Genomic DNA, 26,961 nt, shown 5'->3' on the forward strand with positions numbered 1-26,961 from the left:
GGACGGCGGCTCGCGGTGCGGGCCGCCGTGGGTCCTCAGTTCCAGCCGCCGTACGAGCCGTCGACGAGCTGGAACACCGGCTGCCGGCGCACCGGGTCCTGGGCGGTGGCGAGTTGGACCCGGTCTCCGCTGTGGATGGTGGCGGGCGAGCCCATGACCCGGCCCCGGACCGTGAAGCCCTCCGACATCTCGATGAGGGAGACGTTACGGGCCGCCGGGGTGTTGCGGTGGATCACCGTGGAGTGGCGCACGACGCCCGTGCCCGCGCTCGCCTCCGTCCGCAGGTCGCTGCCCGCGCACACGGGACACAGCAGGCGGTTGTACATGGCGGTGGCGCACCAGCGGCACCGCTGGAAGAGCAGGACGTCCCCGGCGTGCTCCTCGGAACCGGTGTCGAGCACGTCCGTCGCGGAGCCGATGCCCGGGTGAAGGGCGATTCCTGGGTGGTACACGATGGCATCTCCCTGCGCTCGGCCGGAATCTGATGTGCGCGGATCGCCGTGCACGACCACAGGTTATGGCACTGAGTGTCACCCGTAAAGGCACTCCGTACCCTCAATCTGGAAGGAGGGTACGCGCGGCCATGGGTCCGGGTTCAGTCCCGCCCGAAGGCCGACTCGATCTCCTGGACCACGCGCCACATCGGCGCTCCGCGCCGCGAGACGACGACCACCACGTCCTCCGGCGTCTCGTCCGGCGTCCCGTCCGGATTCCCGTCCGTCGGTTCGCCGGTAGAGGAGCCGAAAGTGTCGTGGACGTACCCGAGCGCGTGGTCGACCGCCTCCGCGGCGTCCCCCTTTCCGTCCGAACGCAGCCAGGAGCGCAGGGCGTTGTTGTGCGCGGCGACCACCGCCGCAGCGACGACATCGGCCCGCAGCGTGTCCCCTCCCGGGCCGGCGGAGCGCCCGCGCAGATACTCGGCGAGGGCGCGCTCGTAACGCCAGACCACCGACAGCTCGTACGTGCGCAGGCCGGGGACCTTCCGGGTGAGGCGGTAGCGCTGGACGGAGAACGTCGGGTTCTCGGCGTACATGCGCAGCACGAGCCGGGCGGCGTCGCAGACGCGCAGGACCGGGTCGTCCGTGTCGGTCTCCTCGCTCAGGAACGCCGTCATGTCGGCCAGGCAGCGCTCGTGGTCGGGGAAGACCACGTCCTCCTTGGAGGGGAAGTAGCGGAAGAACGAACGGCGGCCGACCCCGGCGAGCGCCACGATGTCGTCGACCGTGGTCTCCTCGTAGCCGCGCTCCAGGAAGAGCTGGAAGGCGGCTCCCACCAGGGCGTCCCGCATCGGGGGCTTGACGGTGGTCGCGTCGGCGGGCTCACGGCGCCCGGATGCCTCGTTCATGGTCGGAAACTAGCACCGAAACGGACACGATGGCACTCGGTGCGCTCATGCAGGGAACTGAGTGCCTTGTACGTTTCTGCGAACTACGCCCGTCACCGAATCACCCTCACCGAATCACCGTCACCGAACCTGCCCCCGTGTTCGCTCGGCCGGTCGCGTGTCCGGTGCCCCGGTGGCTCTGGAGTACCGGATTCCTTATGTGGCCGATTTGTGTTCACTCGTGAAGTCGCCGCGTAGGGAGTGAAGTTGACAGCCCGTAGGAGGTGATCGACTATGTGGTCGAGCTGTGGCCCACGTGACCAATGGGTCCAGTGTTCTTCGACCACTTATCCCCGGGACGGCCCCCGGCTGCCGTGTGCTGCCCGCTGCCGTCGACCGGGTCTCGCATCATCAGGATGGGATCCGCATGTCCATAGCGAGACGTGTCACCCTTCGCTGCCTGCTGGGGACGGGCGCGGCGGCGTTCGCTCTCTGCGCGGTCACCACGACCGCGTCGGCGACCGACAAGCCCGGCGGTGACGGTTGGGACAAGACCGGCAGCGGGTTCACCCCCGGGCAGGGGGCGGGTACGGCGACCGAGGCCGACCGGTGTCAGTTCTCCCTGGACGGAACGCACTTCTACGACTCCGTCCAGGTCGACGACGAGAACCTGAAGCCGACCGAGGACGGCAAGGTCCACATCAAGGTCCGGGCCGCGGACGACGCCGGCAGCTGCACGGCCTCGCTGGCCGCGTACCGCGCGCACGGCGCCACCTTCAAGACCTCCGGGGTCCAGGTCTTCCACGACTTCGACACCGTCTCGGTGAAGCCGGGGGCCACGGACTCCCTCGACATCTCGGTACCCGACGCCGGTTGCTTCGCGCAGATCGACCTGTACCGAGGCGCGGTCAAGTTCGACGGCAAGCACGACGCCCAGGACGGCTTCGAGCACGGTGACCTGCCGGCGGGGCCGGACCACGCGGTCATCAAGGACAAGCTCATCATGGCGTGGAACGGCGGCAAGAAGGACTGCACCGCTCAGCCGACCACCCCCGAGACCCCGCCGGCCTCGACGCCGCCCGCCGAGACGCCCGGCACCCCGGCCTCGTCGGCGCCCGCGACTCCGGCGACGCCGTCGGCTCCCGAGACGTCCGCGACCCCGTCCGCCCCCGAGTCCTCCACGTCGGCCGCCCCCTCGCCGAACGGTGGCGGGTCGACCCCGTCCGGCGACCTCGCCGAGACCGGCGGCGGCAGCACCCTGCCGATCGCGGGCGCGGCCGTGGCCGTCCTCGCGGCCGGTGGCGCGATCACCGTCGCCACGCGTCGTCGGCGCGCGACGGGCACCCGCTCGTGACGCGCCGGGTCATCGCCGTCCGATGACCCGGTGACGAGCCCCGGCACTCGCTCCTTGTGCGAGTGCCGGGGCTCGTCCGTGCCTTGGCCGGCGCGCTCGGCGGCGGTTCGGGAGGCGCTTCGGCGGGCGGCAGCCCTCGGTTCCCGGGTCCGGCAGGCAGCGCACGGGAGCGTCCGGCCGCAAACGGTCCTCGACCTCGGCGGTCAGCCGTCGTTGCAGCCCGCCGACAAGGTGTCGTCGCCCGCTATGTGCCCGTTCAGATGGGCCTGAAGGGCGACACTCACCAGGGTCAGCAGGAGGTCGATGTCCGAGTCGACCTCAAGATGGATGGTCACCCAGCGCGAGCCGGGCACCATGCGGATGGCCGTGGAGTCCTTGAGGTGGTCCTCGAAGCGCCGGATGGCCCGGTCCGTGAGGTGCAGGTCCACGTCGTGGTCCGAATGGAAATGGACGATCTCGCACTGCGCCGCGCACAGTGCGCGCCCCGTGCCGCAACTCGGCAGGGACTCCGCGAGGTCCGGCCAGTTCGCCAGTCGCGTCATGGCTCGGGAGGCCAAGGTCATGCGCCCATCATGACGAGCTCATCTCTCGGCCACCAGGAGTTGACACAGATGTAATCCGGCGGCGGCCCGGTAATGTCCGGATATCGCCTCGAAATTGGCGACGCTTCGTGTCGGGTTTCCTGTCCAAGACAGCGGAGAGTGGCCATGGACCTCCCGGTCCAGGGCCACCTCTGACGCTGGGAGCCGGTCCGCGAGCCGGCCCGGGTCACGCCATCCAGAAGAAGACGGCGGTCATCCGTTTGTTCTCCATCGTGGTCCCGCAGTAGTCGGTGGCGCTGTGCATCAGGTTGGCGCTGTAGAGGAGCAGCCGGTTGTAGCGGTGCGGAACGCGGATGTCCTCGACGAAGGAGTCCGGCGGGACGAAGCGCGTACCCAGGGCCTCGACCAGATTGTTGTGTGGCGCGGTGACGACGTTGCCGCCCAGGCGGCCGCCGGGCAGGTTCTGCCGGAAGAAGCTGGTTCCGCAGTCCTTGGAGACGTTCGGATTCAGATAGAGCACCGCGGCGTAACGGCACAGGGCGCGGGAATCCGTGTGGGGGCGCGGTTCGCCCCCTTCCTCGCCGACGACCTGGACGCAGTTGTGGTTGAGCGTGGCGCCCGATGGTGTCGTCTGCTGCCACAACCTCTGCGCACCGGTGGCCTTCTTCACCAACCGCTCTACGCGCGTCAGTTCATCCGGCTCGAGTCCGGGCATCGTCCGCAGACCCGGCCAGCTCTCCGAGGTGTACGGATGACCCTTGACCCAGTCGTCCTTGCCGACGCACCGGGCCCGTACGGCATCGACGTCGGGCAGCACGTTGTCGAAGACCCAGTAGTCCCGGTCCCGGGTGGGTTTCCGATAGGGGAGGACCGGCAACGCCGGTGTTCTCGGAGGCTGTGGGGGCATGCGACCGACCGTATAGACGCGTCCGTCAGTGATCTCCAGCGATTTGGTCAACCTTCCGCCAACTAGGCTTTTGATTCGTCCATGACGAACGGGCCCGGTGGTCGCACGGGAAGGACCGCGTGACGCCCACGGGCCTCTGTTCCACGGGGCTGCGAGGCCGCGGGCCGTCGCCTCCGGGTGATCGTGTCGAGCGAAATCGAATCGTCTGTCGAGCGGGCCGGCGCCCTGAACGTCCGGGCCCGCGCCCCCGTATCACTGCACACGGACGGCGGGAGACCGCGTGTACGGAAGGAGAGCAGTGTGCCGACATCGCCCGAACGCGGGCAGCCCACCGGGCGCTCCGTGATCGAACCCACGTACATCCAGCGTCGCCGCCGTTCAGAGTCGCTGGCGGAGCTGCTGCGGCTGGTGCGCGAGCAAGAGGGAATGGACGCGGACGAGGGGTACGAGCCGGTCACCGTGCCCGCGACGACGGCACGGCTTCTGCCGCCTCTCGAGGAGGACGAGACCGAGGAGCTGCCACCGGTCCCGGTCGGGGAGGACTACACCGACGGTGCGCCGCGGACGGACGGCCAGGACGCACTCGCCGCCGAGAGCGGAGGCCCGAACCGGAGAGGGCAAGGGAACCGTCACGGCCTCGGGCGTGGCGCCGGCCTGCGGCGCGCCGCGATCACGGTCGCCGTCGCGGCGGCGGCCCTGATCGGCTTCGCCCTCGCTCTCCTGGTGCCGGGCGCGGGCCACGACGACTCGTCCCCGGCGGGAGCCGGAGCCCACTCCTCGACCGCTCCCGCCGCCCGGGCGTCCGGGGCCCCCGACCCGGACGGAGCCGGCACCCTCCGGGAGGGCGCCAGCGGCCCCGAGGTGACGGCGCTGCAGCAACGCCTGCTCCGTATCCCGAACGTGTACGACCACGGCAGCACCAGCGGAACCTACGACGCCGCACTCACCGCGGCCGTCGCCCGCTTCCAGGTCTGGTACGGCATCCGCGGCGACGAGTCCGGCGTCTACGGCAACGACACGCGGGCCGACCTGGAATCCAGGACGGCGACCCCCTGAAGCAGCCGGGGCGGGCGGCGCGATGACGGTCGCCCCGCCCGCCCCGGCGACCTCCCGCGTCTTCGGTCCGTGCGGGGCTCCTGGGTGAACTCTTGTACCGGCTGGGGCGAGTTACCCCAGGCCGCCCAGCGGAACGAGAGTGCGACCGCCCGCCGCCCCGACCGTGGAGCCGGCGAAGCGGAACATGGTCTTGGACTTCCGCCACCAGCCCCCGTTTCCGGTCCGGTCCCTCCAGGATGGGCAGGACAGGGGAACGTGAGGAAACGGCGTGCGCGAGGGAGCGCCACATCGTCGACTCGCCACCCGAACCTTCCGAAGGGGTGGCGTTGATTCTCAAGGGGCGGGCCGGGGAACGCCGTGTCCTCGAACGATTCGTGGCCGGCCTTCGCGACGGGCTGAGCGGTGTGGTGGTGCTGCGCGGAGACGCCGGGATCGGCAAGACCGCGCTGCTGGAGCACGCCCGGGCGGAGGCCGCCGACCTGCGGGTGGTCACGGTGGCGGGGGTCGAGTCCGAGACCGCCGGATTTCCCTTCGCCGCGCTGCACCGGTTGCTCATCCCGCTGCTGGACGGACGGGACGGCCTGGACGCGCTCAAGGACTCCGGCGCGCTCCCGCCCACGCAGCACGCCGCGCTGCGCGTGGCCTGCGGACTGGCCGACGGTCCGCCCGCCGACCGCTTCCTGGTCGGGCTCGCGGTGCTGACGCTGCTCGCCGAAGCGGCCAGGAAGCGCCCGGTGTTGTGCTGCGTCGACGACACACAGTGGCTCGACGACGAATCGCTTGGAGTCCTGTCCTTCGTGGGCCGACGGCTGCACGCCGAGGGCGTCGGTCTGCTGTTCACCGCCCGCACCGGATTCGACGTGCCCCCGGGCTGCCGGTCACCGAAGTCGGCGGCCTGGAGGACGCGTTCGCCCTCGAACCGCTGAGGGAAGCCGTCCCCGGACAGCTCGACGCCCGGGTCGCGGCCCGGATCGTCACCACGACGTCCGGGAACCCCCTGGCGCTGACCGACCTCGGACAGGAGCTCTCCGCCGAGCAGCTCTCCGGCGGACTCGCCCTGCCCGAACCACTGCCCCTCGGCGGCCGGCTGGAGGCCCACTACCTCCGTCAGGTCCACGCCCTGCCGGAACCGACCCGGACCTGGCTGCTGCTCGCCGCCGCCGAACCCGGCGGCGACCTCGGATACATCACCGGCGCGGCGCGGCACCTCGGCATCGACCCCGAAGCCTCCGGCCCTGCCGAGACCGAGCGGCTCGTGGGAGCCAGCACGGGCGGGCAGCGGCAATCAGTGCGACTCCATAGACGGCGAACGCGGTCACACCGGGGCGCGCCCACGACCTGACCGCAGCACGAGCCACGGCATCGTCCAGGCCATCCACACCCTTCGGACCTGCGTGTATTCAGGTTGAAGAGGTTCAGTGCTCGCAGAGGGAGAATTCTCGTTCGTAGAGCTGCTCGTTGTGTTCGTCGACGAAGAACTTGCGTTCCTGCATGAGTTGTTCGCGGTAGCTCTTGGCCTGTTCAAGCGTCATGGTCGAGGTGTCGGACCATGGTTGTTGTGGTGTCACATCGGATGTCGAGACGATCCTTTCCGACGGATCGACCAGGAAGAACGCGAGAATTTTGCGATATCCCGGGCGGGTGGGGTTCGTGAGGCGGAATGAGCCGACGCGGTGTTGCAGGGTGTTCGGGAACGCCAGGCAGCGACCCGCTGGGGTCGATGCCGATCCCAGCACCTGGTTCAGTGCGTCTTCGTTCTCCAAGCCGTAGACCTCACGCAGGCCGTTGTCGTCGTTCTGCTCGTAGTTCGGGTCGTCGAGTGCCGCCCGGAAACTCAGCCGGCTTTCGGTGATGTTCTCGCTGTCCCAGTAGTAGATGCCGGTCGAGACGATCCGCTCGTTCAACATCCCCTCGACATGCCAGGATCCGCCGGGGTACTCGGGCTTGTCCGGGGTGAGCTGAATGGTGGCGAGCTTGACGATGACCTGGAGACGGCGACCGCGCAGGTCGACCCGGGCGGATTCATCGGGCAACTCGGGCCGGGTGAAGGCCGGGGCGTCCGGGATGGTCGGGCGGCGGGTCTCCCACCAGAGGTCATGTGCCTCTTCCCATGCACGGAAGGCTTCTTCGTAGGCCTCACCATCACTGTAGGAGGACTTGTCCGGATACTCCGGCTCCCGTGACTCGTACCACCCGTAAGGATCGGCCTCGATCCGCAAGGGCCGCGGATGGCGCAGATCGGTGAGCACGTTCTCCAGGAGCGGGCGCAAGCGTGCGAACAAGTCCGGCAGGACGGAGGCCAGTTCGCGATGAGTCTCGGGGTGGACGTTGTTGATGTAAGAGCGGAAGGTGACATCGCCGTCGTCACTGACGTCGACGTCCGTGGGGAGCCACTGGAATTTCTCCGAGAATTCGTACTTCGAGTAGCGGTTCGTCGGGTTCTGCCATGCCCGCTCGGGCCCGCCGCTCACCCCTTTCACCAGGCAGAACAGTGAGGGGTGAACCAGATCCAGTACCTGGCCGTCGGATCCGGGGTGCCAGTCCTGCTCTGCTTCGGGCACCTGCTCAAGAACCTGAACCGCCTCGCGCAGCCGGGATCTGAGCTTGTCGTCGACCAGGGTGTCCGACTGCCACACCCCGTCGACGGCGGACACCTCGACGCCGGTTCGTCCGTCCCGCAGGGCGGCGTAGTACACAAGTTCGGCAAGCACGTAGCGAACCTGCGCTTCGGTGAGGCCCTGGGCGACCGCCTCTTGCGTCCACCGGGCCACGATTTCGGCGTCGTTCATCTTGTCGAACCACGCCGGCTTCGCCCGAATGTGTGCGCTGCACTGCAACATCTGAAGTTCCCGCAGCGTTCGCGGTGTCGCGAACGATATGGAACGGGAAGCATGAAAGGGCAGTGGGAAAGCGGACAGGCCAGTCAATTCTCTCGATCCTCCCAGTCGGTGTGCGGTGGCGGGAAGGATACTTCAGCAGACTGACACCGCCGTGGGCCCTGTCATCGCAGGTCCGGGAGCCAAGGCTTCGACGTGTCGCGTCATGTCCGGTTCGCGCATGTCCGAGGCCCAGAGGGAGTTGGGGGTTGTGGGGCAGGCCAGCCGTGATGTTCTTCACTCCGCCCGTGCGGAGGCCCCGGGGCCGAGTCTTGGAGCCTGAGCGGGTCTGGCTGTCGTCGGCCTGTCACACCGTCACGGATAGGGGAAGCAGGGCGAGTCGGGCCCTGGACGCAAGAAGCCCGCGGCCGTGGGTGATCACGACTGTTCTCTGCGCAGCTTGATCACCTGGGCACGTCCGCTTGGACGACAGTGAGCAGGGTCCGCTTGAGGGGAGCGCTGTGCGTAGGTTGGTCGCAGGCGAGGTGCATGTTCACGACCGTCAGATCTACGTCGAGAGCGATCCGGACAGCGCTGGACGGGACCCCGTACGGCAGTGAAGTACAGCAACCCGCCGACCAGCACCAACCGTCCACACCCCTCGCGACCCGCTTGACCACCCCAGCAGACCTCAGCAACCGCCCAGCCCGTAGTTCGTATCGAGGGGCAGCCCGACGCGAGGACTGCGCGGGGCGCCGTTCTCAACCGATGGACGGTTCCAAGTACAGGTTGACTCGGCCATCGAGACTCCACCGACCTAGTGCTCTGACCACATTGGTTCACCGGGTTGGCGCTGGCGGCCTCTTGACGGGTTGGATGTCGCAAGACGTTCAGCTCGGAAGGGATGCGATGGCAGAGCCGGTCAGGGTCCGAAGGCTCACGGATCACGAAGGACATCAGTTACAGAGGATCGTGCGTCGGGGCAGTACCAGCTCGGTGCGGTACCGGCGGGCGATGATGCTGCTGGCCTCAGCTGGCGGGAACCGGGTGCCGGTGATCGCCCGGCTGGTGCAGGCGGACGAGGACACGGTGCGGGATGTGATCCACCGGTTCAACGAGATCGCCCTGGCCTGCCTGGACCCTCGGTGGGCGGGAGGCCGTCCCCGCCTGCTCAGTCCTGACGATGAGGAGTTCGTCGTCCAGACGGCCACCACCCGCCCTGCCAAGCTCGGGCAGCCGTTTACCCGCTGGTCCATCCGCAAACTGCTCGCCTACCTCCGCAAGGTGCACGGCCGGGTGATCCGGATCGGACGCGAGGCCCTGCGCTGCCTGCTCGCCCGACGTGGCGTCACTTTCCAGCGCACCAAGACATGGAAGGAGTCCATCGACACCGACTACGACGCCAAGCTCGACCGGATCGAGCACGCCCTGGACCGCTTCCCCGACCGCACGTTCGCGTTCGATGAGTTCGGGCCGCTCGGAATCCGCCCCACCGCGGGCAGCTGCTGGGCCCGGCAGGGTCGGGCCGACCGGCTCCCGGCGACCTACAAGCGGACCCACGGCGTCACGTACTTCCACGGTTGTTACTCGATCGGCGACGACACCCTGTGGGGCGTCAACCGCCGCCGCAAGGGCACCGCGAACACCCTGGCCGCGCTCAAGTCGATCAGGGCCGCCCGCCCGGACGGCGCCCCGGTCTACGTGATCCTCGACAACCTCTCCGCCCACAACGGCAAGAGGATCCTCCGCTGGGCGAAGAACAGCAACGTCCACCTCCGTTTCACCCCGACCAACGCCTCCTGGGCGAACCCGATAGAGGCGCACTTCGGACCGCTGCGGCAGTTCACCCTCGCGAACTCCAACCACCCGAACCACCCGGTCCAGACCCGCGCGCTGCATGCCTACCTGCGCTGGCGCAACGCCAACGCCCGCCACCCAGAGGTCCTGGCCGCCCAACGCCGGGAACGCGCCCGCATCCGTAGCCTCCGCTGGGGCGGACGCCCCCTCCAAGCCGTAGCCTGACCCAACCCGGCGAACCCTACGCGGTCCTACCTTCGGTTGCGGATCATCGACGTCAGGAGCCCGTGGGTCTCGGCATCGGTGGCCACCACAAGTCCGCGGCCCGCCTGCCCGATCGGGGGGCCGTCGATCCCGGTGACCACGCAGCCGGCAGCCCGGCACACAGCGATTCCGGCGGCGAAATGCACACTTCCGGAGAGGTCATCACCATCGGTTACGTACGCGGCGCGCTTGCCGGCGGCGACCCAGGCCAACGCCAGCGTCGTGGACACGACCCGCGGCCGGAACCGCTCGACGAACTTTGCGTGGCCCAACAGGTCCGCGGCTCGGAACCCGGGCCCGCTTGGAAACGGCGGATCCAGGTTGGCATCCACGAGCTGGGTTGTGGACGTAGGCGCCAGTCGCGTATTCACCCCGTCGCGCCCCGCGACGAGGCTGGGAGGGTCTGCCGTCGCGGGCGCCTCCCTGCCGAGGAGATCCGGTCGGCAGGGAGGCCGGTCGCGTCGCAGATCAGGCCCTACACGGTGGTGATCTTGCCGTCCCACTCGCCGCCGGCCGGGACGGAGGCGTGCTGGTGGATCAGTTCCCAGCCGTTCTCACGCCGCTCCAAGCAGTCGGTCTGCCGGGCCATGACGTGCTTGGTGGAGCCGTTCTTGAGCACGATGTTCGTGCTCTGCACCGTGCAGACGATGCCCATGTCCCCGTTGACCTTCGCGTCCAGTTCGAGGATCTCGACGTTGCAGGACTCGAAGTTGGCGAAGGTGTCGTCGAACAGCTTTCGCGCCGGGGCGACGCCCCTGGACGCGAACGGGGGGATGTCGAACCACAGCACGTCGGACGCCCAGTGCCGGGTGCTCTGCGCACCGGTCATCGACGCCGCCATCTCGCGGACGATGGCGATGATGGCTTCCTTGTCCTGCTCGGTCGTCGTCATGACTTTGCTCCCTTCATCTCGCGACCCTGATCGGCCGCTACGGACAACCCTGCGGCGTGCCGTCAGGGGAGGTGCAAGAGCCAGCCCCGCGACGGGATCTCCCCTGAGGGGAGATCCCCTGCCAAGGGCCTGCCGTCAGCGCTGGACATCGCGGGTTTCCCCCGCGAAACCGGCCGCTCAGAGGGCCGCCAGGGTGCGGATGCGGTCGGCGAAGGCCCGCCGGGCGGCCCCGGACTGGGGGGCGAGGCGGTCCCATCCGTGCGGGACCCCGGGATGGACGTGCAGTTCAACGGGGACGCCCGCGGCGGCCAGGCGCGCGGCGTAGGCGATGTCCTCGTCGCGGACGATGTCGAGGTCACCGGTGTCGATGTAGGCAGGAGCCAGCCCGGTGAAGTCGCTCAGGCGGGCCGGTGCGGCGATCGGGGAGACATCCGCGGTGTCGAACGTGTCGCCGAGCACCGCCTTCCAGGCGGTGTAGTTGTCGTCGTAGGTCCAGGTCAGGAAGGGTTCGCGGGCCGGGTCGGGGCTCTGGTTGCGGTCGTCGAGCATGGGATAGACCAGGATCTGCCGAGCCAGGGGAGTGTGCCGGTCGCGGGCCAGGATGGCGGTGGCCGCGGCGGGTGCGCCGCCGCCGCTGTCGCCCATCACCGCGATGCGTCCGGTGTCCACGGCCAGTTCGTGCGCGTGGTCGGTGAGCCAGGTCAGGCCGGCGAAGACGTCCTCGGCGAGCATGGTGCCACTCGCCTCGGGGGCCAGGCGGTAGCCGACGGACAGGAACGGCACCCGACTGTGCGCGACGTACCAGGAGAGCAGGGTGTCGTAGGCGTCCAGGTCGCCCAGGATCATGCCGCCGCCGTGGGCGTAGAGCACGGCCGGGCCGGGCGCCGTGGTCTCGCCAGTGGTGTACCAGCGCAGTTCAATCCGGGCGCCGTCGGGCGCCGTGGCGAAGTAGGTGGCGGTCTTGATCCCGGTGACTGGGGGGACCAGGGCCGCCATGGCAGCCTGGCCGAGGTTGCCAGCTTCGCGAATCGACCTCCAGTCCCCGCGCTCGCGGGCGGCTACGCCGGCGGCCTGCTCGGTGCGGGCGGCCAGGAGGGGGACGAGTTCGGGGTCGAGGGTGTAGTTCATGGGAAGTGGTACCCGCTTTCCGGAGGTGGACGGATGGGTGCGCAACGAAGTGGCGGCGCACGCGGGTCGGCGGGCTGGTTGCGTGCGCCGCGGGCCTCGGGCGGGCCGGACACAGCGGTGTCTGTCAGTACGGGGAGGGCTGGTTGCGGATCACGGCGAGGCCGACGATCTTGCCGTCGCGCACGCTGAAGTAGTCCGACATCACCAGTTCGGCCGGCAGGCTGGTCTTGTCGTAGGTGCCGTCATAGCGCGAGCGCACGATGGTCTGGCCGTAGTGCGCGACGACCTCGATCGGCTGCATCGTGACGTGGTCGCCGATCATCTCCTTCTCGGCCCAGGCCCGGATGGCTGTGATGCCGCTGATCTCACGGCGCGCGTCGTTGACGTAGGCGTCCTCGGCGAAGGTGGCGACCATCCGGTCCAGGTCGAAGGCGTTGACCGCCGCCAGGTACTCGGCGACGACGGGCGGCAGGGCGGTGCTCGTGGGCGTGGTCATCGTTTCGGCTCCCTTCGGCAGGCGGCCCGGTCGACCGCCTGCAAGCAGGCTCGGGCGTGCCCCGACGAGAGGTGCAAGGCCCGCGCGCGCCCGTGCATCTCCCCTTGGGGGAGGTGGCACAGTGGCGGGCATGGACGCGACACTGCCGATCGGGGACTTCGCAAGGGCCACGCACCTGAGCGTGAAGACGCTGCGCTACTACCACCAGGTGGGCCTGCTGGAACCGGACGAAGTGGACCGGCACACCGGCCACCGGTACTACACCACCGCGCAGATCCCGACCGCGCAGATCATCCGCCGCTTCCGCGCCCTGGACATGCCGGTCGAGCAGATCGCCAAGGTGCTGGCCGCCCCCGACCTCGACACCCGCAACGCGCTGCTGGCCGCGCACCTGAGCCAGATGGAGCAGGAGTTGGCGCGCAGCCAGTCTGCGGTCGCCTCGCTGCGTGACCTGCTTACCCGCCCGCGGGGCGGCACCCGGGCCGAGATCGGGCGCCGGAGCGTTCCGGCCACGCCGGCGGCTGCGATCACCGAGACGGTGGACGTTGCCGAGGCGTTGACCTGGTACCAGGGTGCGCTCGGTGAGATCTACGCGACGCTCGACGCCCAGGGCCTGGCCGCCGACGCGCCGGCTGGCGGGATCTTCAGTACCGACCTGTTCACCCACGGGCACGGACCGGCGACGATCTTCGTGCCGTGCGCCGGACCGCTGCGCCCCATGGGTCGGGTCGACGCGCTGGTCATCCCGGCGGTCGAGTTGGCGACGATTGTGCACCGCGGCCCGCATGCGAATATCGACCTGGCTTACGGAGCCCTCGGCACGTACGTCGCTGAACATGCCCTCGCCGTGGACGGCCCGATCCGCGAGTACTACCCCGTCGGGCGCCACGAGAGCGCAGAGGCAGCCGAGTGGCGCACCGAGATCTGCTGGCCGATCTTCCACACCGGACCGTCGCCCGACGAACCCGCAGCGCGCACGCACGAAGGCGGCGATGGGTAGAGGCGCAGGTGGCACTCGGAACCTGCGGCGCTGAACGCGCCGACACCGGCGATATCGAAACTCCGGTGGGGCCACCGGCAGGCGCGCCGCACCCGCGGACAGGGAAGCGTCACAGACCCAGATCCCCGAGGGCTGCCGGTCGTAGTGGCCGCCACCCGCCAGTGTCGAGCTTGGCCAGTCCCGCTTCGACGTCGACGTTGATGGCGCCTAAGAATTGATGTTCTCCGTTAGTTCGGAGAAGTCACCGCACATCCAACCGCTGGAACAGCCAACCCGGCGAACCTTCCCGGTCAGAGCACTAGTCAGTGGCCATCCGCGCTACCAAGGTTCCGCCAGGTCCCCGCCGAGTACCACCCGAGCTGCTTCTACAAAGGCCCACTCAATATCGGGGCGCTTTTCAACCGCATTCGCGTACCTGGCTTCGTTTGCGTCGTGGAGAGATCGCGGGCTGGCGCTCTCATCCAAAAGCGCCGTAACAAGCCGGCGGACGCCGGAGCGGGTTCGGACGGCGCCAGAAAGGAAGTGGGGCCTCTCCACGCTTTGCTACGGAGAGGCCCCACCGGTCCTCGCGATCAGTGGCGCTGCTTGCTGTTCTTCACCGGCCGGCTGAGCGCATCTCTGACCCGCCACCACAGCTTGCGGGCACGCGGAGTTTCGGTTGAGTAGCTGTTGCCAACCCGGTTGTTGTCCGCGCTGCGACCCAAGGGGGTGCCCTCGGGCGAGTAACGCGGCGGAGGGTGTTCGGCCATGCGCTCACCTACGGATTCGGAGACCTGGTCCCGCATCCCTTGCGCAGTTCGTTGTCGGAGCGGGTCTTCGGGCCCCAGCCGATACCGCTGGCGTAGCCCTGCATTGCAGGGTAGTAGGTGCCGCCGCCGTCGTTGCAGTCCGTCGACCATCCGTAGTCGATGAAGCTGTTCGACGTGAGGCCAGTCCCGTGCCAGTTGTTGTAGCCGCGCGGCCCACTCCACGAGCTGCGCCACATCTGGGTCTGGAGCTTCTGCGAGCCGAAGGAGCCGCTACAGGCTTGCGACGCGTTGATCTTTCTCGGCGACTTTTCGGCGCCGTGCCGCGTACGTGCCAGATGGGGACCCCGCGGAGGCCACCCCCGCGGACATCCCGGACCGCTCCGCCTGCTGCCCGCCGAAACGGGCGTGGATCTCACCGCGTGACCCGGAAGGGCCCGGACACCGGGAGCCCGGACACCGGGATGTTCGCCGGCGCGTCACGTGGGCTCCCACCCGTGCTCATCCACCTACCCGACGTCCGCGGGACCCTGGCCCAGGGCCTGGCGACCTCCGGCGCGAAGAGGTGACCGCGGATGCATCTCCCGTACCAGCGCGGCCCGTTGCACGACCTCCCTGACGATCCGGCCGCCTACGACGCCGTCCTCGCCGCCGTCACCGAGGGGGCTCTCGCCCGCCTCACCCCCGAGGGGAATCTCGAACACCCCGCCGCCGGAGAGGACATCGGCGACACCTCGCTCGGGATCACCTCCCTGCTGGCGCTCGCCTGGCAGCGCATGGAGGACCCCCGCCTGCCGGAAGCCGTCCGCCGCAGCCTCGCCTTCCATCTGCGTGAGCGGGTCTACACCGAGGACAACCCCGGCTACCCGAATCTGCGCCACCGCAACTCCGGTGAACCGTACGCTCGTTACGTTCTGAAGGCAGGCGCACACCCCCTCGGTGACTGGCCCAGCACGGTGTGGGCGCTGCTCCAGGCCGTGAACCTCCTGGACGCCGGGGACGGGATCATCGACGGCGAACAGCACCGCGAGCTGGTCGAGTTAGCCCACGGCTACTGGCGTCGGCTGACCGAGGTGACCTTCTTCAACCCGCAGGAGGCGGGCAACCAGGCGATCGGCTGTGTCGTCGGGGGCCTGATGCTCGCCCGGCGACTCCCCGCCCCGGACGCCGCATCGGTCCGCGCGCGTGCCATGCGGCTGTACCTGGAGGAGATCCGTGCCCGCCGCGTACGCGACCGCGGCGCTCTGCTGCCTCCCGAGCACGGCGGCGCCTACGACAACAACTACGGGCCCATCTCCCTGTCCTTTCTCGCCCAGGCCCACCGGACCAGCGGAGAGGACGTCTTCGCCGAGGACGGGGAGGCACTCGCCCGCTACATCGACGCGCGCCTGACCGTCGGCGGGTTCGACGTGGGAGGCCCCCGGTACAGCGAGCAGCACTGCGGCTTCGAAGCCGTCCTCGGCCTGCGCCACTTCGGCCACCGCGTCGGCGCCGACCTCGGCCGCTACCGGGGCGACACCCGCTGGGGCCGGCACGCGGTACACCGCGACGGAGGCGTCGACGGCCACTTCGCGTTCATGCTGGTCTGGCAGATCCAGGACGGCACCCGCTGGCACCGCCTGCCCTCGAAGGACCCGGTGCGGCACCAACTCCGCGCCGGCTCCGTCTCGGTGGCCTTCGACGACCGGATGACCCCGTCACTGGTCGAAGCGGCGGGCACGTACTGCCTGCCCGCCGTGGTGAACCGGCAGCACGGCTTCGGCCCGGTCCTCGACGGGTTCCTGTACTGCCGTCCCCTGGGCGAGGTCCGCGTCCGTGACCTGCGTACCGGCCCGCTGACCGCCAAACTGGTCACGAAGCCGGTCGTCGGCCGCGACCATGTCCTGCGCCATGTCCGCTCCCTGTACGTCACCGACGGCACGCGCCTGTGGATGACGGTCGCCGTGGAACGCCTCCCGGGCAGCCCGTATCTGCTCGCCGGGCTGCCGTACGCCGCGGACGACGGCGAGCGGGTGCGCAGAACCGCCGAGGCCGAGGTGAGGTCCGCCGCCGCCCTGCGCCTGACACACCCCCGGACCGAGGGCGTGGACCACTTCGACGCCCGGGCGGAGACGACCCAGGAGCGGGCGGCCTTCGCGCTCGCCGCCGATCCGCGCGTCTACGGCAATCCGGACGAGGGCTGGCGCCACCTCGTCTCCTCCACGGCCCTCGAAGCGGACCCCGCCCCCGGCGCCCCGGACGACCTGCACGTCTTCGCCGTCCGGTACGGACCCGGCGGCTCCTACGCCCCCACGCTCACGGGTACGTCGGCCCGACTGACCGTCCGCACCGAGGCGTTCACCGCGCGGATCGGCGACCCCGTGGGCGATGCCCACGGGGAACCCGAACTGGAGATCCTGCCTCGGTGACCGCCTGCCCGGTGACCGCCGTCCCGGTGGCTGTCCCGATGGCCGTCGTCCGGACGACCAGATCGGCGCGGTCCCGTGTCGCGGCGACCAGCTCGGCGTTGCGCTGATCCGTCCCGAGCACCCACGCCACAGCCCTGTCGTGATCCTTGCCGAACTCCTCGTGGCGCGCGACCAGCCGCCGGACGCGTTCGGCCTCGTCGAGCTCGCAGAACCACACCTCGTCGAGCTGTGCGCGAGCCCGCGCCCAGGCGTCGTCGCGCAGCAGCAGGTAGTTTCCCTCGGTGACGATCAGACGGGCGGCCCGGGGAACCGGAAGGGCACCCGCCAAGGGCTGTTCGAGGACCCGCTCGAAGCCGGGCGCGTAGACGAGATCCTCCTCGTCCTCGCGCAGTCGGCGCAGCAGCGCCGCGTACCCCGCCGCGTCGAACGTGTCCGGAGCCCCTTTCCGGTCACGGAGCCCCAGCCGGTCCAGCTCGGCGTCCGCGAGATGGAACCCGTCCATCGGCACATGGGCGACCCGGAAGGGCCCGTCCTCGTCGAGCTTCCGCACCAGACGCTCGGCCAGTGTCGTCTTGCCCGCGCCGGGGCTGCCCGCGATCCCCAGGAGGGCGCGTCGGCCGGGACGTACGAGCGAGGCGGCCCGCTCCACCAGGTCGTCGAAGGTCATACCCGCCCCGGTCGTACGAGCCCGGTCCGGCGCACGAGGACAGCGAATTCCATGCCCCCAGTATCGGCGACGGGAGGCGGGTGGGAAGGCGTACGCCCACGAGCACCACTGGTTCCCGTACGACTGACCCGGCGCCGCGCGATGTGGCGTGCGCCACCCGCTGGAGGCGGTTCCCGGGGGAAGACTGCTTGTATGACTGAGCTCGGCCTGCCGAAAGAGATCCTGGCCTGCCTCTTCGACCTCGACGGGGTCATCACCAAGACCGCCGTGATCCACGCGGCCGCCTGGAAGCGGACGTTCGACGACTTCCTGCGCGGGCGCGACGGCGCCGGATTCCGTCCCTTCGACGACGCCGACGACTACGCCGCGTACGTGGACGGGCTGCCACGCGCCGACGGCGTCCGTTCCTTCCTCGCCTCGCGCGGCATCGAACTCCCCGAAGGAACACCCGACGACCCACCGGACCGCAGCACCGTCCACGGTCTGGGCAACCGCAAGAACGAGCTGCTCCTCGCCATGATCCGCACGGACGGGGTCGAGGCCTACGACGGCTCGCTGCGCTACATCGAGGCCGTCCGCGCGCACGGCCTGCGCACCGCGGTCGTCTCCTCCAGCGCCAACTGCCGCGACATCCTGCGCTCGGTGGGGGCGGAGTCCCTCTTCGACGTGCGGATCGACGGGGTCGTCGCCACCGAACGGCGGCTGCCGGGCAAGCCGCGCCCCGACACCTTCCTGGCCGCGGCGAAGGACCTCGGGGTCGCGCCGTCCGAGGCGGCCGTCTTCGAGGACGCGCTGGCCGGCATGGACGCGGGCCGTTCGGGCCACTTCAGGTACGTCGTCGGAGTGGACCGCGTCGGACAGGGCGCCGCGCTGCGCGCCCACGGCGCCGACATCGTCGTACGGGATCTGGCGGAACTCGGGGAGCGCGCGTGATCACCCACACGTCGTACGGAGTCGAGCCCTGGACCCTGCGCGAGAGCGAGCTGCACCTCGGACTGCTGCCGCAGAGCGAGTCCGTGTTCGCCCTCGCCAACGGGCACGTCGGCTGGCGCGGCAACCTCGACGAGGGCGAACCCCACGGCCTGCCCGGCTCCTACCTGGGAGGCGTCCACGAAGTGCATCCGCTGCCCTACGCCGAGGCGGGCTACGGCTATCCGGAGTCCGGGCAGACGGTCATCAACGTCACCAACGGCAAGATCGTCCGGCTCCTCGTGGACGACGAGCCGTTCGACCTGCGCTACGGACGACTGCGTTCCCATGAGCGCGTCCTCGACCTGCGCACCGGGCTGCTCACCCGCACCTGCGAATGGACCTCACCGGCCGGCTCCACGGTCCGGGTGCGCTCCACCCGGCTCGTCTCCTTCACCCAGCGGGCCATCGCGGCCGTCGCCTACGAGGTGGAGCCGGTGGACAGCCGGACCCGGGTGGTCGTCCAGTCGGAGCTGGTGGCCAACGAGCAGTTGCCCGGCCGCACCGCCGATCCACGGGCGGCGATCGCGCTGGAGTCGCCGCTGCAGGCGGAGGAGCACTTCGCGGCGGGCCGCCGGCTGCGGCTCGTGCACCGCACCCGGAACAGCGCGCTGCGGGTCGCCGCGGCCGCCGACCACGCGGTCGGGGGACCAGACCGGACCACCATGACCAGCGAGAGCAGCGACGACGTCGCCCGCCTCACGGTGACCTCCGTACTGGAGCCGGGCCAGACGCTGCGCCTGGAGAAACTCGTCTCCTACGGCTGGTCGGGCAACCGTTCCCTGCCCGCACTGCGCGACCAGGTCGACGCGGCGCTCGCCGCCGCCCGGCACGGCGGCTGGCAGCAGCTCGTCGACGAACAGCGCACCTATCTCGACGACTTCTGGGCCCGCGCCGACGTCGAGGTGGGAGGCGACGAGGAGATCCAGCAGGCCGTCCGCTTCGCCCTCTTCCACGTCCTGCAGGCCGGCGCCCGCGCCGAACAGCGCGCCATCCCCGCCAAGGGCCTGACCGGCTCCGGATACGACGGCCACGCCTTCTGGGACACCGAGACCTTCGTCCTGCCGCTCCTCACCTACACCTCGCCCGGTGCCGTCGCCGAGGCGCTGCGCTGGCGCCAGAACACCCTCCCGGCCGCACGCGAGCGGGCGGCCCAACTCGGGCTGCGGGGCGCCGCGTTTCCCTGGCGGACCATAGCGGGCTCGGAGGGATCGGCGTACTGGCCGGCCGGCACCGCCGCGTTCCATGTGAACGCCGACATCGCCGACGCCGTCGTCCGCTACACCGCCGCCACCGGCGACACACACTTCGAACGCGACACCGGGGTCGAGCTGCTGACCGAGACGGCACGGCTGTGGCGCTCGCTCGGACACCACGACCACCAGGGGAACTTCCACATCGACGGGGTGACGGGGCCCGACGAGTACAGCGCCGTCGCCGACGACAACACGTACACCAACCTGATGGCCCGCGCGAACCTCGTGGCCGCCGTGGACGCCGTCGAGCGGCACCCCCGGCGGGCCGCGGAACTCGGCGTCGACGAGGAGGAGAGCGCGGCCTGGCGCGACGCCGCCGACGCCATGCACATCCCCTACAACCACGAACTCGGCGTCCACGAGCAGCATGCCGGGTTCACCCGCAACCAGCGCTGGGACTTCGCCGCCACCCGCCCCGACCAGTACCCCTTGATGCTGCACTTCCCCTACTTCGACATCTACCGCAAGCAGGTCGTCAAGCAGGCCGACCTGGTGCTCGCCATGTATAAGTGCAGCCCCTACTTCGACGAGGAGCACAAAGCCCGCAACTTCGCCTACTACGAGCCCCTCACCGTCCGGGACTCCTCGCTGTCGGCCTGCTGCCAGGCCGTGATCGCCGCCGAGACAGGCCATCCGGGCCTCGCCTACGACTATCTGGTCGAGGCCGCGCTGATGGATCTGGAGGACCTGGAGCACAACACCCGCGACGGCCTGCACATCGCCTCGCTCGCCGGGACCTGGATGGTCCTGGTCGCGGGGTTCGGCGGTCTGCGGCACCACGGCGACACCCTGGAGTTCGCGCCCCGGCTGCCGGAACGCTTCAGCCGCCTCGCCTTCTCCCTGGAACTCCTCGGCCGCCGGCTGCGCGTGGAGATCCAGCAGGACGAGGCCACGTACACGCTCGCGACCGGCGACCCCCTGGAGATCCACCACTACCGCGAGCCCTTCACCGTCGACGCCGACAAACCCCACAGCCTGCCCATCCCGGCGCCGAGGCTGCGCCCCGCCCCGGACCAGCCGCCGCACCGGCGGCCGAATCCTCAGGGCTGAGACGCAGCGGGGAAGCAGCCGGCGTGTCAGGAGTGCGTCAGTCGCGGGTGACGCCGGGCGCGATGTCCTCGTGGCGCTCCATGGGCGCCGCGCCGGGTGTGGCGGCCCGTGCGGCGGCCTTGGCGGTGGCTGCCCTGGCCGCGGGCTTGCCGCAGAACGCCGACTCCAGGGTGCGGTACATGGTGTTGAGCACCGTGGTGTTGTTGGAGGTGTTGGCCAGCGCGGTGAGGCTGCGCTTGCCGTCCTTCGTGGTGAAGGCATACGAGTAGTAGCCCTGCACGGTGCCCGTGTGGCCGTAGACGGAGATCCCGCACGAGAGATCGCGGCGGCGCAGCCCTAGGCCGTAGGCCGTGTTGCTGTTGACCTGCGTCCACTTCTTCATCTGGGTCAGCTGCGCGGCGGACATGAGCTTGCCGCGCAGCAGCGCGGAGGTGAAGACGTCCAGGTCGTGCGCGGTGGAGATGATGGCGCCCGCGCTCTGGGCCCAGGAGGCGGTCTGCTTGGTGGAGTCCACCAGAGCCGCGCCCGCCGTGTCGGGCCTGAGATAGCCGTTGGCGTGGCGGCCCGGGATCGCGGTGCCGGGGTGGACGTAGAAGGTCTCGGTGAGGTGCAGTGGGGTGAAGACGCGCTTCTGGTACTCCGCACCCACACCGTGCCCGGTGAGCTTCTCGATCAGCATGCCGGCGACGACGAAGTTGGTGTTCGAGTAGGAGTAGGCGGCCCCCGGTGCGTTGGTGCGCGGCTTCTTCAGCGACAGCTTCACCAGGTCCCAGTAGCTGAACACCTTGTTGCGAACGGCTTCGAAGCCGGGGACCGTCCGGGCGAACATGTCGTTGGTGTAGTCGTACAGACCACTGCGGTGGTTCAGTACGTGCCGCACGGTGATCCTGTCGTCGGGGAGCAGGCCCGGCAGATAGCTGTTGACCGACTTGTCGAGCTTCAGCTTGCCCTCGTCGACCAGTTGGAGCAGCACCACGGCGGAGAAGGTCTTGGTGATGCTGCCGACGCGGAACCGGTCGTTCGTGCTGATGGTCCGTCCGGTGGCCCGGTCGGCGACTCCCTCGACCAGCCGGTGCACCGTGCCGTTGTCGTCGATTCTCGCCATCGCGCCCGGCGCTCCCTGCGTCCGCGCCATACGCAGGATCGCGCGCAGGCCCGCGTCGTCGGGCGCGGCGGCGGCCGTGGCCGCGACCTGTCGGGTGTCGGCACCGTGCGTGTCCGCCGACGGCGCGGCCTGTGCCGGGGCCGCCAGCAGGGAGACCACCACCGCGCCCAGCGCCGTGCCCGTGCCCACCGTTCCTGAGACCATCTGATTCTTCTCCCGAGTGCCTTCTGCCGGTTGGACTGCCGGCGGGGACCGCGCCGCGGATGCGGACGTCGGCACCATCTGTACGCGCTCCGAGGGCGCACGGGTTGCATTGCCCGGGGATGAAGCGGAAACGGTGAAGGGGAATCGGTGAATTGGCGGAAAGGCGCCGCGGCGGGCAGCTCGTGTCGACGGCCACGCGTGGCCGTGGGCAGCGGGTGACGAGGGATCAGCCGCCGAAGAGCTGCGTCCAGTACGTACCCGCGCGGCCACCGCCGGCGAGGCCGATGCCTATGTGGGTGAAATCGCGCTTGAGGATGTTGGCGCGGTGGCCGGGACTGTTCATCCAGCCGCGGACCACCTCGGCGGGGGAGCGCTGCCCGCAGGCGATGTTCTCGCCGATGGTGCGGCGGGTGGAGCCCGCGGCGGCGGCCCGGTCCCAAGGCCGGCCGCCGTCGGGGGAGGTGTGCGCGTAGAAGTCGCGGGCCACCATGTCGGCGCTGTGGGCCTGGGCCGCGACGGTGAGCGGGGCGTCGGCGGCGACAGGCGGCAGGCCGGCCGAGGCCCGCTCGGCGTTGGTGAGCGCGATGACCTCGTGCGCGGTCCGCTCCAGGCCCGCCGGGCTGAACGGCCGGGCCCACAGGGCCGTCCAGTACAGGTCGCCCGAGCGGGCGTCGGGGACGGCCGCCAGCCCCGCCTGGTCGAAGGCGGGATCGCACAGGGTGCGCCGGGACTGCTCGGCGGAGAGGCAGTACTCGACGAACTCGTGCGGGGTGCGCGGGCCGGAGACCAGATGCTCGCCGATGGTCAGATAGCTGTAACCGGTCGAGGTGACCCGCTGGTACACCGAAACGCCGTCCGGGCTCTCCGAGGCGAGCCGGCCCCGGGCCGCCATCGCGCCGGCGTGGTCCCGTGCCGCCGCCGTCAGCCGGGCGTCGAGACGGACGGGAGGGGAACCGGCGGCAGCGCGCGCGGAGTTCACCGGCGCCAGGAATCCATCGGGGTCGGGCCCGCCGGCCGGTGTCGCGCTCGCCGTCGCACCCGAGGGCGCGGTGTCCTCGATGACATCGACCCCGAAATCCCGCGCGACGCCCGCCAGCCCGTCCGCGTACCCCTGGCCGAGGGCACGGAGCTTCCAGGCCGCACCGCGCCGGTACAGCTCGGCGAGCAGAAGCACCGTCTCCCGCTGCGGTCGGGGCGGGGTGAACCGGGCGAGGGCGCGGCCGTCCGACGAGGTGACCTGGACAGTGGGGGAGGGCAGTCGGCCCAGGGGAGTGGCGGGGTCGGCGGCGCTGACGACGACGGTGACGCGGCCTGCTCCGGGCCTCAGCCGCGCCGGATCGATGGTGAGGCGGTCGCCGTCGAGACGGGCGCCGGGCGCCGCCGGCTGGTTGAAGAACACGAAGTCGCCGTCGCCGCGCACCTTGCCGCCGTCGTCGGTGATCAGCGCGGACACGTCGAAGGGGCCCGGCACCCTGAGGGTCAGGACGCCGTCCGGCAGGGGTGTGTTGCCCCCGGGAACCAGCTCGTTCATGCCGCCGCCCGTCGATGTGGTGATCCGTGCCGGTCGCGCCATGGGAGCACAGCACGGGCCGTCGGAGGGTCAACGGGCAGCCCGCGCCCGAGGGTTCCCGTGACCGGCGGTGGACTGCGGACCGGTGCGGGTGCCGCACAGGTGGGTGCCGCACAAAATATCCAGCCGCGGAACGCGGCGCGAAAGCCGCCGGAGCACGGGACGGAGGCGCGGTGACTGACGGAAGGCGGCGACTAACGGGGTGCGGCGGCGCGCAGCGAGCGCAGTGCGAGCAGCATGACGCCGATGTCGTCCAGGTAGACGGGGTCGGGCAGCAGGTCGGTCGGCAGCACCAGATAGGCGATGGCGCCCCAGAACACCCAGCGCGGTCCGGTCGGCAGTCCGGCCTGCCGCAGATCACGGCGGGTGCGTACGAGGCGGAGCAGGAGCACCAGCGCGCCCGCGAGCGCGGCGGCCGCGAGGAGCGCGGCGACGACGATGACCACGGTCCATGAGGTCGAATCCATGCGTCCGTCCAGTGCTCTCGTCGGAGTGTGCCTCCCTTCCGTGTGCCCGCTCGTGCCCCGGCTACCGCCCCGGTTCGGCCATTCGCGCGCGGACCAGGTCGGTGGGTCGTCCGGCCTAGGGGGTGTCGCGGCGGCAGATGACGAAGTCGTCGAAGACATGCCGACCGGGTCGCAGTCCGGCCGACTCGGTCGCCCGGCGGAGGTCCAGCAGCTGATCCGTCGTCATCTGCAGAGGCGGCTCGTCGGGCTGATAGGTGGTGCGCACGGGGTAGTCCCGCCCCGGTTCCCGGGTCATCTCGATGTGGCAGCCGAGTACGTGCGTGACGGGGCGTCGTGTACAGAAGTCGATCAGGCGGTCGACGGTGCGGGTGAAGGCCGGCCAGTCGTCGACGTAGAGGCGCCCGGGGTAGACCGTGTCGCCCGTGAGGAGGAACCCGGTCCAGGGGTCGAAGAACGTCACCGCGGCCTCGTGGTGGCCCGGCGTGGCCAGACATTCCAGCACCCGGCCGCCGAGATCGACCCGGGCGACGGCGTCGGGGTCGTCACGGAACCCGAAGAAGGTCCAGGCGCTGTCGAGGGCCGCGTCCACGACCTCGGTGCCGGGGCGGCCGGTGAACTGGCCGTCCCCCGCGATGTGGTCGCCGTGCGGATGGGTGTGCAGCACGAGCAGCCCGTAGTCGTCCCGGGGATGCCCGGCCAGCCACGACTCCATCAGCTCGTCGACGACGCGACGCAGCGGGAAGTGGTCGGGGGAGGCCGTGGCGCCGGTGTCGATCAGGACGGCCCGCGCCGTGCCGAACAGCAGGAACATGAAGGGCGCTTCGTAGTCGATCGCCATGTTCTGGCGAAGGATCACCGTGTGCTCGTCATAGGCGTGGACCTGGATGTCGGGGTCCGTGTTGTGCTTGGCCGAGGGCGAGCCGTGGATCCACCGCACGTCGAGAGGTGCGACAGGTGCGGAATCGTCGCTTCCACGGGCGCCGTCGGTCTGCTGCCTCTGAGTGTCCACGCGGTCTCCCTCGGACTCGGTCCCACCGGACCGCGGCCGGGTCCGGGACCTCAGTTTCGCGCAGGGGCGTGCTCCACCAGCGCCTGGGACACCGAGCGGATGCTCCGGGCTATGTGCTGGAGCTGCATGAGCTCGGCAGCGTACAGCTTGATGGTGTGCTCGATGACGCCCTCGTGCAGGCCGAGGCCGGGCAGCTCGGAGCGGGCGGTCTGCAGTGCCGTGCGGGCCACTCGTATCTCCTGTTGCACCTGGAGGTGCGCGTGGCGGGCGAGGAGGACCGGGTGCTTGTGCAGGACGGGGTAGCTCGCGTAGCGGCTCGGCACCAGCTCGCGCAGCCATTTCACCGCCGATCGCTCCCAGTCGAAGCTGCCGGGGGTCTTGACCTGGCACGGCCAGTCTGTGCTGATCGGTGAATACGTCAGGGCCATGTTCATCGCTTCCGGGTTACGTCGGCGGGGGACTCTGGGGCGGCCCCGGCATAGGGGATGACCGGGGCCGCCACCACGGGTCTCGCAGGCGAGACCCGCTCGAACACCCGGGACCCGATGCGGGTAGGAGCGGACGGCCCCGGGTGGTCATGGGTAGTGACCTGGAGGCCTCCGGGTCACGATCCGAAAGAAGTATTTATATATACCGCCGGAAGCGCAAGGGCATGAAAACATTCATGCGCGCTTTGATGTGAATGATCCCGTGATGCCGTGGTGACAGCCGGTACGGGAGAGCAGCTCGGCGGGTGTCGCGGAGGGGCTCGGCAGGTGTCGCGGAGGGGATCCGTGGGTGTCGGGAGGGGGCTCGGCGGGTTCCGCGAGGAGGCCCGTGCCGCCGTGGGGCTCGTCCTCCGGGTGGTGCCGGGTCAGTCCTTCAGGAAGAACTGGTGCTGCTCGGCGACCTGCTCGTACTCCTCCAGGCGCGCCTGCGTGCGCTCCGGATCGGCGTCGGTCATGGCCTGGAGGAGCGCCGCCGACAGCACCACGGGGGCCGCGTAGGAGTCGAAGACGAGCCGGGAGCCGGTGCCGGTGGCGAAGGTGACGTCGGCCTCGTCGGCCAGCGGGCCGAGCCCGAGGTCGGTGATCAGGGCCACCTGGAGTCCCGCGCTCCGCGCGACCCGCATGGCCGTGAGCGTCTCCTGGGCGTGCCGGGGCATCCCGAAGGCCAGGACCCAGGTGCCGCCGGCCTCGCGCGACTGGAGCAGCGCGTCGTAGGCGACCGAGCCGCCGCGCGTCACCAGCCGGACGTCCGGGTGGATACGGCGGGCGGCGTACGCGAAGTACTCGGCCAGCGAGACGGAGATCCGCAGGCCGAGGACCGTCAGCGGTGCCGACGTCGACAGCGCCCGGCCGACCCGGATGACCTGGTCGGGATCGGCGAAGTCCCGCCGCAGGTTCTCCAGGTTCTCGATCTCGGCGTCCACCGCGGCCTGGAGCTCGTTGCTCGTGAGCTCGGCGGGGGTTCCCGGTGTGCTGCCCAGGGTGCTGAGCGCGATGGCCTGGAGCCGCTCCCGCAACGCCGGGTAACCGCTGAACCCCACCGCCGCCGCGAAGCGGGTCACGGAGGGCTGGCTCACGCCCACCCGCTCCGCGAGGTCGGTGATCGACAGGAACGCCGCCTCGGTGATGTGCTCGATCAGGTACTGGGCGATGCGTCGCTGGCCCGGGGAGAGCCTGGGGCCGTCGAACAGTTCCCTGAGCTGGGACGTGGGTGCCACGCCCGCCTCGGGAGCCGTCTTTCCCGAGGTGATCGCGGATGCCTGTGCGCGTGCCTGCTGCGGCGATGGCACCGGTGCGCCTGCTTGATGTCCCACGAGAACTCAACATAGCTCACGGACCGCTTTGACCTGGGCGGGTATCTGCGCAAGCAATGTGTGCGGTCCTTGTTTCGCGCGTGGTCGCGGGGTACTCGTATAGGTAGGACGACGTGCTCGTTCGCGGGTGCGC

24 protein-coding genes and 1 pseudogene are annotated in these 26,961 nt (G+C 70.2%); 8 read left to right on the forward strand and 17 right to left on the reverse strand.

Going from position 1 to position 26,961, the window contains the following annotated elements; translation table 11 throughout:
* Positions 1 to 35 precede the first annotated feature (35 nt).
* Positions 36 to 419: a hypothetical protein gene (locus ABZX90_RS05465; protein ID WP_351125600.1), complete on the reverse strand. Its 384-nt coding sequence runs from the start codon at positions 417 to 419 to the stop codon at positions 36 to 38.
* A gap of 176 nt (positions 420 to 595) precedes the next feature.
* The gene (locus ABZX90_RS05470) at positions 596 to 1,288 is read right to left on the reverse strand and encodes a TetR family transcriptional regulator (RefSeq protein WP_355201780.1); all 693 of its coding nucleotides are present in this window, start codon (positions 1,286 to 1,288) and stop codon (positions 596 to 598) included.
* 463 nt (positions 1,289 to 1,751) lie between these two features.
* Here ABZX90_RS05470 and ABZX90_RS05475 point away from each other — a divergent pair, with 463 nt between their 5' ends.
* The gene (locus ABZX90_RS05475; RefSeq protein ID WP_351125200.1) at positions 1,752 to 2,678 is read left to right on the forward strand and encodes an LAETG motif-containing sortase-dependent surface protein; all 927 of its coding nucleotides are present in this window, start codon (positions 1,752 to 1,754) and stop codon (positions 2,676 to 2,678) included.
* A gap of 203 nt (positions 2,679 to 2,881) precedes the next feature.
* On the opposite strand, the gene ABZX90_RS05480 is transcribed toward ABZX90_RS05475, so the two are convergent.
* On the reverse strand, positions 2,882 to 3,241 hold the full coding sequence (locus tag ABZX90_RS05480) for a luciferase family protein (RefSeq protein ID WP_351133456.1): 360 nt from the start codon (positions 3,239 to 3,241) through the stop codon (positions 2,882 to 2,884).
* A 205-nt stretch (positions 3,242 to 3,446) separates the two neighbouring features.
* Positions 3,447 to 4,127 carry a DUF6445 family protein gene (locus tag ABZX90_RS05485; protein WP_355201658.1) on the reverse strand — a complete coding sequence of 227 codons (681 nt, stop codon included), beginning with the start codon at positions 4,125 to 4,127 and terminating at the stop codon, positions 3,447 to 3,449.
* 300 nt (positions 4,128 to 4,427) lie between these two features.
* Between ABZX90_RS05485 and ABZX90_RS05490 the strand changes: the two genes are divergently transcribed.
* Both ABZX90_RS05490 and ABZX90_RS05495 read left to right on the forward strand, forming a co-directional pair.
* Positions 4,428 to 5,183, forward strand: coding sequence for a peptidoglycan-binding domain-containing protein (locus ABZX90_RS05490; protein ID WP_355201659.1), 756 nt, complete (start codon positions 4,428 to 4,430; stop codon positions 5,181 to 5,183).
* A 320-nt stretch (positions 5,184 to 5,503) separates the two neighbouring features.
* A complete protein-coding gene (locus ABZX90_RS05495) occupies positions 5,504 to 6,109 on the forward strand; it encodes an ATP-binding protein (RefSeq protein ID WP_355201660.1) in 606 nt (201 codons plus the stop codon).
* A gap of 489 nt (positions 6,110 to 6,598) precedes the next feature.
* Here ABZX90_RS05495 and ABZX90_RS05500 read toward each other — a convergent pair whose 3' ends face one another.
* Positions 6,599 to 8,110, reverse strand: coding sequence for a DUF4246 domain-containing protein (locus ABZX90_RS05500; protein ID WP_355201662.1), 1,512 nt, complete (start codon positions 8,108 to 8,110; stop codon positions 6,599 to 6,601).
* Between the two features lie 798 nt (positions 8,111 to 8,908).
* Between ABZX90_RS05500 and ABZX90_RS05505 the strand changes: the two genes are divergently transcribed.
* Positions 8,909 to 10,021: an IS630 family transposase gene (locus tag ABZX90_RS05505; protein ID WP_355201664.1), complete on the forward strand. Its 1,113-nt coding sequence runs from the start codon at positions 8,909 to 8,911 to the stop codon at positions 10,019 to 10,021.
* Between the two features lie 26 nt (positions 10,022 to 10,047).
* On the opposite strand, the pseudogene ABZX90_RS05510 reads toward ABZX90_RS05505, so the two are convergent.
* From ABZX90_RS05510 to ABZX90_RS05525, 4 genes and pseudogenes are all read right to left on the reverse strand, one after another.
* Positions 10,048 to 10,440: pseudogene (locus ABZX90_RS05510) on the reverse strand (inositol monophosphatase family protein); the annotation flags it as partial.
* A 95-nt stretch (positions 10,441 to 10,535) separates the two neighbouring features.
* Complete coding sequence (locus ABZX90_RS05515; RefSeq protein WP_217574716.1) at positions 10,536 to 10,952, reverse strand: nuclear transport factor 2 family protein; 417 nt, start codon at positions 10,950 to 10,952, stop codon at positions 10,536 to 10,538.
* A 177-nt stretch (positions 10,953 to 11,129) separates the two neighbouring features.
* Positions 11,130 to 12,080, reverse strand: coding sequence for an alpha/beta hydrolase fold domain-containing protein (locus ABZX90_RS05520; RefSeq protein ID WP_355201666.1), 951 nt, complete (start codon positions 12,078 to 12,080; stop codon positions 11,130 to 11,132).
* A 124-nt stretch (positions 12,081 to 12,204) separates the two neighbouring features.
* Positions 12,205 to 12,576, reverse strand: a complete 372-nt coding sequence (locus ABZX90_RS05525) for a nuclear transport factor 2 family protein (protein ID WP_217574718.1) — start codon at positions 12,574 to 12,576, stop codon at positions 12,205 to 12,207.
* A 130-nt stretch (positions 12,577 to 12,706) separates the two neighbouring features.
* Here ABZX90_RS05525 and ABZX90_RS05530 point away from each other — a divergent pair, with 130 nt between their 5' ends.
* Complete coding sequence (locus tag ABZX90_RS05530; protein ID WP_355201668.1) at positions 12,707 to 13,576, forward strand: MerR family transcriptional regulator; 870 nt, start codon at positions 12,707 to 12,709, stop codon at positions 13,574 to 13,576.
* A gap of 757 nt (positions 13,577 to 14,333) precedes the next feature.
* Here the strand turns inward: ABZX90_RS05530 and ABZX90_RS05535 are convergent.
* Positions 14,334 to 14,561: a hypothetical protein gene (locus ABZX90_RS05535; RefSeq protein WP_355201670.1), complete on the reverse strand. Its 228-nt coding sequence runs from the start codon at positions 14,559 to 14,561 to the stop codon at positions 14,334 to 14,336.
* Between the two features lie 336 nt (positions 14,562 to 14,897).
* Between ABZX90_RS05535 and ABZX90_RS05540 the strand changes: the two genes are divergently transcribed.
* A complete protein-coding gene (locus ABZX90_RS05540; protein WP_355201672.1) occupies positions 14,898 to 16,730 on the forward strand; it encodes a hypothetical protein in 1,833 nt (610 codons plus the stop codon).
* Here the strand turns inward: ABZX90_RS05540 and ABZX90_RS05545 are convergent.
* A complete protein-coding gene (locus tag ABZX90_RS05545; RefSeq protein WP_355201674.1) occupies positions 16,660 to 17,397 on the reverse strand; it encodes a nucleoside/nucleotide kinase family protein in 738 nt (245 codons plus the stop codon). The two genes, ABZX90_RS05540 and ABZX90_RS05545, sit on opposite strands and share 71 nt — an antisense overlap.
* A 192-nt stretch (positions 17,398 to 17,589) precedes the next feature.
* On the opposite strand from ABZX90_RS05545, the gene ABZX90_RS05550 reads away from it, so the two are divergent.
* Both ABZX90_RS05550 and ABZX90_RS05555 read left to right on the forward strand, forming a co-directional pair.
* A complete protein-coding gene (locus tag ABZX90_RS05550; RefSeq protein ID WP_351133475.1) occupies positions 17,590 to 18,330 on the forward strand; it encodes a beta-phosphoglucomutase family hydrolase in 741 nt (246 codons plus the stop codon).
* Entirely contained in the window at positions 18,327 to 20,672 is a 2,346-nt protein-coding gene (locus ABZX90_RS05555) for a glycosyl hydrolase family 65 protein (RefSeq protein WP_355201676.1), read from the forward strand. Before ABZX90_RS05550 ends, ABZX90_RS05555 begins: the two co-directional genes overlap by 4 nt.
* A gap of 37 nt (positions 20,673 to 20,709) precedes the next feature.
* Here ABZX90_RS05555 and ABZX90_RS05560 read toward each other — a convergent pair whose 3' ends face one another.
* The 6 genes from ABZX90_RS05560 to ABZX90_RS05585 all read right to left on the reverse strand — a co-directional run bounded on the left by ABZX90_RS05560 (position 20,710) and on the right by ABZX90_RS05585 (position 26,804).
* On the reverse strand, positions 20,710 to 21,981 hold the full coding sequence (locus ABZX90_RS05560) for a serine hydrolase domain-containing protein (protein WP_355201678.1): 1,272 nt from the start codon (positions 21,979 to 21,981) through the stop codon (positions 20,710 to 20,712).
* 226 nt (positions 21,982 to 22,207) lie between these two features.
* Entirely contained in the window at positions 22,208 to 23,512 is a 1,305-nt protein-coding gene (locus ABZX90_RS05565; RefSeq protein WP_355201782.1) for a CAP domain-containing protein, read from the reverse strand.
* Between the two features lie 233 nt (positions 23,513 to 23,745).
* A complete protein-coding gene (locus tag ABZX90_RS05570) occupies positions 23,746 to 24,018 on the reverse strand; it encodes a YkvA family protein (RefSeq protein WP_351133481.1) in 273 nt (90 codons plus the stop codon).
* 115 nt (positions 24,019 to 24,133) lie between these two features.
* Positions 24,134 to 25,027 carry an MBL fold metallo-hydrolase gene (locus ABZX90_RS05575; protein WP_351133483.1) on the reverse strand — a complete coding sequence of 298 codons (894 nt, stop codon included), beginning with the start codon at positions 25,025 to 25,027 and terminating at the stop codon, positions 24,134 to 24,136.
* Between the two features lie 50 nt (positions 25,028 to 25,077).
* Positions 25,078 to 25,461, reverse strand: a complete 384-nt coding sequence (locus tag ABZX90_RS05580) for a hypothetical protein (protein WP_351133485.1) — start codon at positions 25,459 to 25,461, stop codon at positions 25,078 to 25,080.
* A 419-nt stretch (positions 25,462 to 25,880) separates the two neighbouring features.
* Positions 25,881 to 26,804 (reverse strand): MurR/RpiR family transcriptional regulator, encoded by a 924-nt coding sequence (locus tag ABZX90_RS05585; protein ID WP_351133523.1) that lies wholly within the window; start codon positions 26,802 to 26,804, stop codon positions 25,881 to 25,883.
* Positions 26,805 to 26,961: the final 157 nt, after the last annotated feature.

The sequence above is a fragment of the Streptomyces sp. NPDC002935 genome, from assembly GCF_040611295.1.
In the GTDB taxonomy this organism is placed as follows: Bacteria; Actinomycetota; Actinomycetes; order Streptomycetales; family Streptomycetaceae; genus Streptomyces.

Excerpts from the sequence above, each read along its gene's own strand:
- ABZX90_RS05565 (WP_355201782.1), bottom strand. The coding sequence starts at position 23,512 with ATGAACGAGCTGGTTCCCGGGGGCAACACACCCCTGCCGGACGGCGTC.
- ABZX90_RS05580 (WP_351133485.1), bottom strand. The coding sequence starts at position 25,461 with ATGAACATGGCCCTGACGTATTCACCGATCAGCACAGACTGGCCGTGC.
- ABZX90_RS05540 (WP_355201672.1), top strand. The coding sequence starts at position 14,898 with ATGCATCTCCCGTACCAGCGCGGCCCGTTGCACGACCTCCCTGACGAT.
- ABZX90_RS05530 (WP_355201668.1), top strand. The coding sequence starts at position 12,707 with ATGGACGCGACACTGCCGATCGGGGACTTCGCAAGGGCCACGCACCTG.
- ABZX90_RS05525 (WP_217574718.1), bottom strand. The coding sequence starts at position 12,576 with ATGACCACGCCCACGAGCACCGCCCTGCCGCCCGTCGTCGCCGAGTAC.
- ABZX90_RS05475 (WP_351125200.1), top strand. The coding sequence starts at position 1,752 with ATGTCCATAGCGAGACGTGTCACCCTTCGCTGCCTGCTGGGGACGGGC.
- ABZX90_RS05480 (WP_351133456.1), bottom strand. The coding sequence starts at position 3,241 with ATGACCTTGGCCTCCCGAGCCATGACGCGACTGGCGAACTGGCCGGAC.
- ABZX90_RS05470 (WP_355201780.1), bottom strand. The coding sequence starts at position 1,288 with ATGCGGGACGCCCTGGTGGGAGCCGCCTTCCAGCTCTTCCTGGAGCGC.
- ABZX90_RS05545 (WP_355201674.1), bottom strand. The coding sequence starts at position 17,397 with ATGACCTTCGACGACCTGGTGGAGCGGGCCGCCTCGCTCGTACGTCCC.
- ABZX90_RS05550 (WP_351133475.1), top strand. The coding sequence starts at position 17,590 with ATGACTGAGCTCGGCCTGCCGAAAGAGATCCTGGCCTGCCTCTTCGAC.
- ABZX90_RS05505 (WP_355201664.1), top strand. The coding sequence starts at position 8,909 with ATGGCAGAGCCGGTCAGGGTCCGAAGGCTCACGGATCACGAAGGACAT.
- ABZX90_RS05515 (WP_217574716.1), bottom strand. The coding sequence starts at position 10,952 with ATGACGACGACCGAGCAGGACAAGGAAGCCATCATCGCCATCGTCCGC.
- ABZX90_RS05570 (WP_351133481.1), bottom strand. The coding sequence starts at position 24,018 with ATGGATTCGACCTCATGGACCGTGGTCATCGTCGTCGCCGCGCTCCTC.
- ABZX90_RS05560 (WP_355201678.1), bottom strand. The coding sequence starts at position 21,981 with ATGGTCTCAGGAACGGTGGGCACGGGCACGGCGCTGGGCGCGGTGGTG.
- ABZX90_RS05485 (WP_355201658.1), bottom strand. The coding sequence starts at position 4,127 with ATGCCCCCACAGCCTCCGAGAACACCGGCGTTGCCGGTCCTCCCCTAT.
- ABZX90_RS05520 (WP_355201666.1), bottom strand. The coding sequence starts at position 12,080 with ATGAACTACACCCTCGACCCCGAACTCGTCCCCCTCCTGGCCGCCCGC.
- ABZX90_RS05535 (WP_355201670.1), bottom strand. The coding sequence starts at position 14,561 with ATGTGGCGCAGCTCGTGGAGTGGGCCGCGCGGCTACAACAACTGGCAC.